The sequence below is a fragment of the Streptomyces flavofungini genome (assembly GCF_041028215.1).
GTDB lineage: Bacteria > Actinomycetota > Actinomycetes > Streptomycetales > Streptomycetaceae > Streptomyces > Streptomyces flavofungini_B.
In genome coordinates, this window is the sequence record NZ_JASKYR010001205.1 from 1 (window position 1) to 1,467 (window position 1,467).

Genomic DNA, 1,467 nt, shown 5'->3' on the forward strand with positions numbered 1-1,467 from the left:
CCTCGAACAGCGCGTCCGTGAGCCCGCGGCCACGGTGCTCGGGCCGCACGAAGACCCCCACGAGATGGGCCTGCCGCTGCTCGATCACCCCGCCGAAGACGTCCTTCGCCCCCGGCTCCTCGATGAGCACCGTCACCGACCCCGCCCAGTCGCCGTCCGGCCCCACCACCACGAACTGCCGGGCCGAGGTCTGGTGCGAACTCCCCGCGGCCCGCTCCTGCCAGAAGGAGTCCGGCCTCGCGGCGGCGGTCTCATACGTCTCCAGGAAGGCGACCGGCGCCGCCGGGTCCCGCAGCGCGGCCAGGCGCAACTCCTTGACCTGCGGCCACTCCTCGGCACGGACGGCTCGTACGACGTACTCATCAGTCATGCCGTGATCCTAGGTTCCCGCGTCCGGGGCTCCCCGGTATTTTTCCGGGACCGCCGTCGTACCCCGGTACTACGCCGGACCGTCACGACCCGCCCCCGGTCCGACGATCGGCGCCCCGGCGGGCGGCAGCATCGAGACCATGATTCGGGCACACGGACTCACCAAACGCTACGGCGACAAGACCGTCGTCGACGACCTCGGCTTCGACGTCCTGCCGGGCACCGTCACCGGCTTCCTCGGCCCCAACGGCGCCGGAAAGTCCACCACCATGCGCATGCTCCTCGGCCTCGACGCCCCGACCCGGGGGCGGGCCACGATCGGGGGCCGTGAGTACGCGGCCCACCCCGCGCCCCTGCACGAGGTGGGCGCCCTCCTCGAAGCCCGCTCGGTCCACCCGGGACGCTCCGCCTTCCACCACCTCATGGCGCTCGCCCACACCCACTCCATCCCGCGGAGCCGCGTCGAGGCGGTCCTCGCGCTCGCCGGGATCGACGAGGTCGCCCGCAAGCGCGTCAAGGGCTTCTCCCTCGGCATGGGCCAGCGCCTCGGCATCGCCGCCGCCCTGCTCGGCGACCCGGCCACGGTGATCCTCGACGAACCGGTCAACGGCCTCGACCCCGAGGGCGTCCTGTGGATCCGCAACCTCCTCAGATCCCTGGCCGCCGAGGGCCGTACGGTGCTCGTCTCCTCGCACCTCATGAGCGAGATGGCGCTCACCGCCGACCACCTGATCATCATCGGCCGGGGCAGGCTGCTCGCGGACACCACCGTCGAACGGTTCGTGCGCGAGTCGGGCTCCGGCGCCGTCAAGGTCGTCACCCCCGAGGCCGGGCGCCTCGCCGAGCTGCTCGCCGCCCCCGCCGTGCGTGTCACCGGCGGCGCCTCCGGCGTCCGCGGCGCCCTTGAGGTCCGCGGCACCGACGCCGAGCACATCGGCCGCACCGCCGCCGCCCACGGCATCCCCCTCTTCGAACTGACCCCGCAGACCGCCTCGCTGGAGCAGGCGTTCATGGACCTCACGCGGGACTCCGTCGAGTACGTCGCCTCGACGGGCGCCCCGCGGCAGGAAGGAGCAGCGGCATGAGCACCCTCACCAC

2 protein-coding genes are annotated in these 1,467 nt (G+C 73.0%); one reads left to right on the plus strand and one right to left on the minus strand.

Annotation, left to right across the window (positions count from 1 at the left end; genetic code table 11):
- Window positions 1-370: GNAT family N-acetyltransferase (locus AB8Z36_RS39765; RefSeq protein WP_369218228.1), on the minus strand; the 370-nt coding region annotated here is incomplete at its 3' end.
- A 139-nt stretch (window positions 371-509) separates the two neighbouring features.
- Between AB8Z36_RS39765 and AB8Z36_RS39770 the strand changes: the two genes are divergently transcribed.
- On the plus strand, window positions 510-1,454 hold the full coding sequence (locus tag AB8Z36_RS39770) for an ATP-binding cassette domain-containing protein (protein WP_369218229.1): 945 nt from the start codon (window positions 510-512) through the stop codon (window positions 1,452-1,454).
- Window positions 1,455-1,467: the final 13 nt, after the last annotated feature.